Source organism: Arthrobacter sp. (genome assembly GCF_031179985.1).
Classification (GTDB): Bacteria; Actinomycetota; Actinomycetes; order Actinomycetales; family Micrococcaceae; genus Arthrobacter.
This window is the reverse complement of record NZ_JAPSHJ010000095.1, coordinates 1-5,747: the sequence shown is the minus strand read 5'-3', so window position 1 is coordinate 5,747 and position 5,747 is coordinate 1. Positions and strand designations below refer to the sequence as shown.

The 5,747-nt window shown below is 62.7% G+C and carries 9 protein-coding genes; 3 read left to right on the top strand and 6 right to left on the bottom strand.

Annotation, left to right across the window (positions count from 1 at the left end; genetic code table 11):
- Positions 1–79 precede the first annotated feature (79 nt).
- The 5 genes from RIN13_RS20115 to RIN13_RS20095 form a co-directional block, all read right to left on the bottom strand.
- On the bottom strand, positions 80–322 hold the full coding sequence (locus RIN13_RS20115; protein ID WP_309109084.1) for a hypothetical protein: 243 nt from the start codon (positions 320–322) through the stop codon (positions 80–82).
- Positions 323–497: 175 nt separating this feature from the next.
- Positions 498–1,913, bottom strand: a complete 1,416-nt coding sequence (locus RIN13_RS20110; RefSeq protein WP_309109083.1) for an alkaline phosphatase PhoX — start codon at positions 1,911–1,913, stop codon at positions 498–500.
- A complete protein-coding gene (locus tag RIN13_RS20105) occupies positions 1,894–2,070 on the bottom strand; it encodes a hypothetical protein (protein WP_309109082.1) in 177 nt (58 codons plus the stop codon). Before RIN13_RS20105 ends, RIN13_RS20110 begins: the two co-directional genes overlap by 20 nt.
- 139 nt (positions 2,071–2,209) lie before the next feature.
- Positions 2,210–2,686, bottom strand: coding sequence for a hypothetical protein (locus RIN13_RS20100; protein ID WP_309109081.1), 477 nt, complete (start codon positions 2,684–2,686; stop codon positions 2,210–2,212).
- A gap of 6 nt (positions 2,687–2,692) precedes the next feature.
- The gene (locus tag RIN13_RS20095; RefSeq protein ID WP_309109080.1) at positions 2,693–2,989 is read right to left on the bottom strand and encodes a hypothetical protein; all 297 of its coding nucleotides are present in this window, start codon (positions 2,987–2,989) and stop codon (positions 2,693–2,695) included.
- Positions 2,990–3,075: 86 nt separating this feature from the next.
- Here RIN13_RS20095 and RIN13_RS20090 point away from each other — a divergent pair, with 86 nt between their 5' ends.
- The 3 genes from RIN13_RS20090 (at position 3,076) to RIN13_RS20080 (ending at position 5,256) form a co-directional block, all read left to right on the top strand.
- A complete protein-coding gene (locus RIN13_RS20090) occupies positions 3,076–3,801 on the top strand; it encodes a WYL domain-containing protein (RefSeq protein ID WP_309109079.1) in 726 nt (241 codons plus the stop codon).
- A gap of 429 nt (positions 3,802–4,230) precedes the next feature.
- Complete coding sequence (locus tag RIN13_RS20085; protein ID WP_309109078.1) at positions 4,231–4,878, top strand: hypothetical protein; 648 nt, start codon at positions 4,231–4,233, stop codon at positions 4,876–4,878.
- Positions 4,879–5,004: 126 nt separating this feature from the next.
- Complete coding sequence (locus RIN13_RS20080) at positions 5,005–5,256, top strand: hypothetical protein (protein ID WP_309109077.1); 252 nt, start codon at positions 5,005–5,007, stop codon at positions 5,254–5,256.
- Between the two features lie 206 nt (positions 5,257–5,462).
- On the opposite strand, the gene RIN13_RS20075 is transcribed toward RIN13_RS20080, so the two are convergent.
- Positions 5,463–5,678, bottom strand: a complete 216-nt coding sequence (locus RIN13_RS20075; protein WP_309109076.1) for a hypothetical protein — start codon at positions 5,676–5,678, stop codon at positions 5,463–5,465.
- Positions 5,679–5,747 lie beyond the last annotated feature (69 nt).

Sequence of the window (5,747 nt, the reverse complement as noted above, 5' to 3'; positions counted from 1 at the left end):
CACCGCGCGCAACACGGGATGCCCTAGGCTTGCTCTGCGGACAGAGGTAAACAGGGTGCGCTGATGGGCTCCCTCCAGTTCAACAAGGCGGGCCTTCATGGCCCGGCCGATCCAGACGAGGTCCGGCAAAAGGGCGACTGCATTCCCGGGCTCTATGACTCGGGCCCATCAGCACCGAGAAGTGCGTGTACGGCAGCAGGACCGTCTCGACGCCGGCCAGACCCGGCAGCGGCGCGCGCTGGCCCAGGAAGTTCTCGTCAAAGCCCTCCCGGCCGGCAAGGTCCTCAATGGTCGCGGCCGGAGCTATCAGCAGTTCGTCCATGACCGGACCCTACCAGCGGTAGACGGCAGCTGTTTGAATGCCCGACCACTGTCGGCCAAGAATGGCTGGCCCGCAAAATCTCGTCCGGGTGCAGCCCAGTGCAGCGGGCAACACCCGTACGATCAGGTTCCTCTGAGGCTTCCCTCGCGGCCGGAGGCACCAGCAACGGTAATTTTTAGGCTGCCTCGTCGGATGGACGGATCCACGGGCCAGTGATCGCAAGTGTAAAGCCAGGAGACTGGATGTTGGCGAAGAGCCACTTGCCGTCCCTACTGAATGCCGGGCCACAGAACTCAGAGTCGTTGACTTCGTTGCGAGCCAAAGGGTAGGACCTGCCCTGGCTGGTCACGCCCACTAGGTGCGAGACGCCGTCGCCGTCCTCCGCCAAGATCAGGCCGCCCTGCGGTGCCACTGTGATGTTGTCGGGGCCGTCGAAGTGACCGCTTTCCGCATTCGGGTTGGGATTGACCCCGAAGATGGTCTTGAGGGTGATGCTCTCGGTAGCCGGGTCGTAGAACCAGACCTGTCCGTCATGGCTATTGGCGCTGCCGTAGATAATGCGGGCAAAGCTGGAGACGAAGTAGGCTCCATCATCGCCCCACCACTGGCCCTCGAGCTTGCGGGCACGGGTGATCTGGTCGTTCGTGAACTGTCTCCGTACCGAGGTCGTGCGGGCGTCACGGTCCGGAACGTCGATCCACTCAACCCTGTAGGTAGCGCCCACCGTGGTGGCCTCGGAAAGATCCTTGACATGAGTGGACCCGAGGAAGCACTTCATGGCCTGCAGGCGTCCTGCAACGTCACCGCCCCCGGACTGGGCGAGGGCGTGCAGCCGTCCTTTCCCGGCGGTGAAGTCTGTGGGCGGGGTCCAGCGCAGGTAAAGGCCGTTGGGGTTGCCGGCATCCTCGGTGAGGTAGATCTGGTTGGTGGCAGGGTCGATCGTGACGGCTTCGTGGGAATAGCGGCCCAGGAACTTCAGCGGCACCGCGGAACGGTTAATGTTGGCTTCGCGGCTGGCGGGGTCGACCTCGAAGACGTAGCCGTGGTCCTTGGTGTTGGCCCCAGATCCTGCCCGGGCTTCGGTCTCCTCGCAGGTCAGCCACGTGCCCCACGGAGAGATACCGCCGGCGCAGTTGTTATTGGTGCCGGCGACAGAGGTGTACTGCCCCACCCGGTTGCCCTCTGCGTCCACGATGAGAGTGGAGGTGCCACCCGTGGCCCCGGGGTCATACGTGAGTCCCTCCACCACGGGAACGGGGAAGGGCTCCTCTCCGCTGTTTTCGTGATTGCAGATCAGCACAGATCCCCCGTCGGGACCATCAAACACCCCGATGCCGTCAGGATCTGACGGGTGGACACCTTCGGCCGTTGCCGTCTGGCCGGAACGGGCAAGCAGCTTGTAAGAAAAGCCTTCGGGCAGCGCGAGGATACCGTTGGAGTCCGAAACCAAGGCGCCGTAGCCGACCGCGTTGCGGGTGGCAATGTTGCCGGGACGGACGAACGGGGCGAGGCTGCCGGCGCCAACGAACACGAAGCCCAGGGCGGCGACGCCTACGCCGACACCCACGAAGTTACGGCGAGACAAGGACATGGAGATGCTCCTCAGCGGGAGTGGTCCCTGGAACAGGGACGGTGGCTTGGGGCGACCGCCAGCCGAGCTGAGGCAGGGCATCCGCTACAAACTGCTGGGAGCTATCCCCAGGCGGCTCGGCGATCACCCGTCCCACCTTTGCCTCACTATCGAACATGCACTGAGTTTACGAGGACAGCTTGTAGAAAACTTGTTCTCCAGCTACGGGAGTACGAGTACTGGCAGTCCGTCCACGATCCGGTTTGTCTCCAGGCTCAACGTCGTGATGCGGCCGATCAGGTCGATGATGTACCGCACTATCTGAGTGCAGCGGGATTATGACCGGATAGGTTCCGGCTTCCGCTCAGGTAAGCGTGGCACTTGACCCAGCGGGAATAGCTACCCTCTTCAGCGTGTAGACTTTGCGTCTCCTTGTGCGCGGATAACGAGAATTCCACGTCCTGTCTGCCCGTACCTCTGCGGGCGATGCATTCGCCGTAGGGCGCGTAGGTGAAATCTCCAACGTCACCGTCGGAGAGTGTGGGGTCGCAAGGGGTCGGCAGCGACCGCAACAGGACTTCAACTGCGTCTCGGTACTGGTTTGGCAGGTGTCGCTCAAGAACCTCGGCGATCCACGTGATGCGCTCCTTGAGTTGCAGTTCCCCAAGTCGCCCGGTGACCTCCTCAACGAATACATCTCGCCTCAACTGAGGGTCAACAGAGTGGAGGCGGCCGGCGAGGGCGCGCACGCTGTCGCGGTTATACAGCTGATCCTTGAGGGGCACCTGCGTCATGGCCGTTCACTCGTAGGTCTTGATGACTTCAAAAACGCTATGCGAGTCGTGGCCGTCCATGATCGAGGAGAACGCGAAGCAGGCTTCACTGTTTTGTTCAGCTTCGACCACCCGGGACATCGCTTCTTCATCTGAGAAGAAGACGACGTCGGCGAAGCCCCCTCTGGCGTCCTTGACTAGGAACCGCCGTACGATCCCCTCCTGCCGTCGGACGAAATCTCTCTCGAACGCATCGGATGCGGCGAGGAGTGCTTGGCCAGTAATGCCCTCCCTGAGTCGGAACGGCGCAAATGCGATGTGCACGGTTGGCTCCTTTCCTTAGCCTCATCTATAACGCGCTGTTGCTAAATGCGACAGTTTTTGTCTGGTCTTTGTGGCAGTCTGTTTTTATGCCCGGCTCTGGAAGGGCCGAGCGGCTCGAGGCTCTTCGATCGCTGCTCGGGCAGTACGACGTGACCACCGCAGACCAGCTATCGGCCGATCTTGGCGTAAGCGTGCGGACCGTACAACGGGACCTGGCCGCCTTGCGGGATCGGGGGTTGCCTATCGATGGCGAGCGTGGCCGAGGCGGCGGTGTCCGGCTCGAACCCGGCTGGTCGCTCGGGCGGGTTCATCTCAACGAGTCCGAGGCGCTCGGTCTCCTCCTGAGCCTCTCGATCGCCGAGAAAATCAAATCACCGCTGCTCCTCGGCGACGTCCGCTCCATCACCAGGAAAGTTGCAAGCGCCTTTGCTCCCGCTCAGGCCCGCCGGATCAGGACCCTGCGCAGCCGGATCCTAGTCGGCGAGCCGGCCTCGAATGTCGTAATGCAGGCGTACGAATCTCCTAGCGCCCAAGTAACGTCAATCTTGCTGGAGGCGTTCTGGAAGCGTCGGCTCGTGTCCATTCGGTATCGGGACCGCGAGGACAATCTCACGGAACGCGTGGTCGAGGCTCAGTGTCTCTACTACAACGTCCCCGTTTGGTACGTGCTCGCCTGGGATCATCTACGGAATGACGTGCGATTCTTCCGGATCGACCGGATTGAACATGTCTCCATGCTCAGCACGCAGTTTCAACTGCGACCGGCCAGGATCTTCATGACCGCGGGCGAGCCCGAGGCCCGACCCGTCTGAGTCTGCCCTCCAGGTCCTCATAGGAACGATGAACACGGCCATCGGACGCCCAAGTCCGTTGAGGCTTTGCAGCCGGCACCGACGCAGCCAGGAAACCTGGAAAACATCTTCGGGTCGTCGCCACCGAGCAGGTCGTGATGGAACCCGATCGCGTCCACCGGACGGGTGTCCACGAACAGTACCACCACCGTCCGGGAATGGACGATGGCGTAGCGGATGAGGCCGTCCGTCCAAGGAATGGATCCCGGCGTACTCTCCGACGTCGAACCCGCCACCGAGCGGGCCCCCGCTCGGCGAGCAGGTAGAAGGACAACCTTCAGGCGAGATTCAGCAGGTCGTGGATCGCCGCCCCAACAGTTCGAGCCGTCGTAGGACTATCTTGATCGGAACGTGATTGTTTTGAACTGCTGGCCTGCCCACCATGGAAGCATGGGAACTCAGGACAGGCGGCACCGGATGGGGTTCGCCCTGTGCCTGCTGATCCCGCTAAGCGGAACGGCGGGCTGCGTCTATGACTATCCCGAGCCCGTGCACACACGAACGCCCGATCCCATGCACACGCCAACAGCTGGTCCCTCGATCGATTCAAGGTCCCCGCAGCCATACAGTGATCCGCAGATTCTGGAGCAGGAGGCCAGGAACTACGCCGAGCTGTACCGGCTCCTTAGGGCGTCGGCGGAGCCGTTCCTCCTATTCGAAGTGGGGCCACTCGATGGCCCCGTCAGGGGCTTTGGCGCGGCGGCGAAGGTGCCGGCAGCAGGACTGTACACCGTCACTGCCGCCTGTATTGGTGCTTCCGGTGCCAAGGTCGCCGTTGGACAGGAGCATCCCGGCGCCCCTTTCCGGCCTGTGGAGCTCGCGCTGGATTGCGCCGGGACCACTTCGCAGGTCATCGCAGTTCAGCAGGGGTACCTTTTCGCTCATCTGGTGCTCCCCGGCCCGGGCGATACGCCGTGGACAGGGGCAGTGGGTGGAGTACGTGTGACCGGTAAGGTGCATCGTGACTGTTCCGCACCAGCCTCGCCGTCGTCCCTGGGTCCGCCGGCGGCGGAGACGCGCTCAGCGGCGTGCCGGTAGGCCTCGGCGTATAGTCCCTTGGATGAGTCTTGGCCGCCCTTCTGGTGCTTTCACAGCTGAGCGGTAAGACTGGCTGCAGCACACGAGGAGCTTTCCTTGGTGCAGGCGAAGCGGGAGGGGGCCCGCATGACACCGGTTGTCCGCATCGCCGCTGTCGCCTGCCTGCTACTCGCGGTGTCGTTCTGCGCCGCTGGCGTTGTCATCTCCCTTCGGCAACAGAAGCTGCCGCCACGGGAGTCGCAGGCCTCCGCCGCCAGGTTCCGGTACGCCATGCTGGCCGGGGTCCTGGCAGGAGCGGTTCAAAGCCCCGACAGCCTACCGGGAGGCCAGCAACGGCTGGCCCCGGCAAAAGGCCGTCATCGCGGGCGAAGAGCATGAACTGGGCGTTTGGGTGCACCTTCGAAGGTCCAGGCTGAATAGAGACGAGCTGGATCCGGGCATTACCAGGTTCTGGATGAGGCATTGCCCCGATGGCGGACCGGCAGGCAGCGCGGCCGTAAATCAAGGGACGGTGTCCCTTCCAACTCCGTGAGAAGTCATTGATGGCTGCTCAGAGTTGATCAACGGGGATACCGCTCAAAGCGTTAGGGAGAAGGATTGGTGTGAGCGATGGATGCAGCCTTCTTTTCGTGGCGAAGCAGAACGGCAAGCACCGCTGCGACCGCCATACCGGCGATTCCGGCGAGCAGGCTTGACCAATGAAGCTCGGGAAGCCGGGACAGCACGAATGTGAGATTGCCGGCCCCGGCGCTTGCCGCCAGGATTCCGACAGCGAGCACCTGCCTTGTTCTACTCGTCATGACTCCCCCTGTAGTGATGTCACCCGCTTCGCGATTGACACCTTTCTACCAGTCAGAAGGTCAGCTGAA

Coding starts and splice junctions, on each gene's coding strand:
- RIN13_RS20115 (WP_309109084.1), bottom strand. CDS start 322: ATGGACGAACTGCTGATAGCTCCGGCCGCGACCATTGAGGACCTTGCC.
- RIN13_RS20110 (WP_309109083.1), bottom strand. CDS start 1,913: ATGTCCTTGTCTCGCCGTAACTTCGTGGGTGTCGGCGTAGGCGTCGCC.
- RIN13_RS20105 (WP_309109082.1), bottom strand. CDS start 2,070: ATGTTCGATAGTGAGGCAAAGGTGGGACGGGTGATCGCCGAGCCGCCT.
- RIN13_RS20100 (WP_309109081.1), bottom strand. CDS start 2,686: ATGACGCAGGTGCCCCTCAAGGATCAGCTGTATAACCGCGACAGCGTG.
- RIN13_RS20090 (WP_309109079.1), top strand. CDS start 3,076: ATGCCCGGCTCTGGAAGGGCCGAGCGGCTCGAGGCTCTTCGATCGCTG.
- RIN13_RS20085 (WP_309109078.1), top strand. CDS start 4,231: ATGGGAACTCAGGACAGGCGGCACCGGATGGGGTTCGCCCTGTGCCTG.
- RIN13_RS20080 (WP_309109077.1), top strand. CDS start 5,005: ATGACACCGGTTGTCCGCATCGCCGCTGTCGCCTGCCTGCTACTCGCG.
- RIN13_RS20075 (WP_309109076.1), bottom strand. CDS start 5,678: ATGACGAGTAGAACAAGGCAGGTGCTCGCTGTCGGAATCCTGGCGGCA.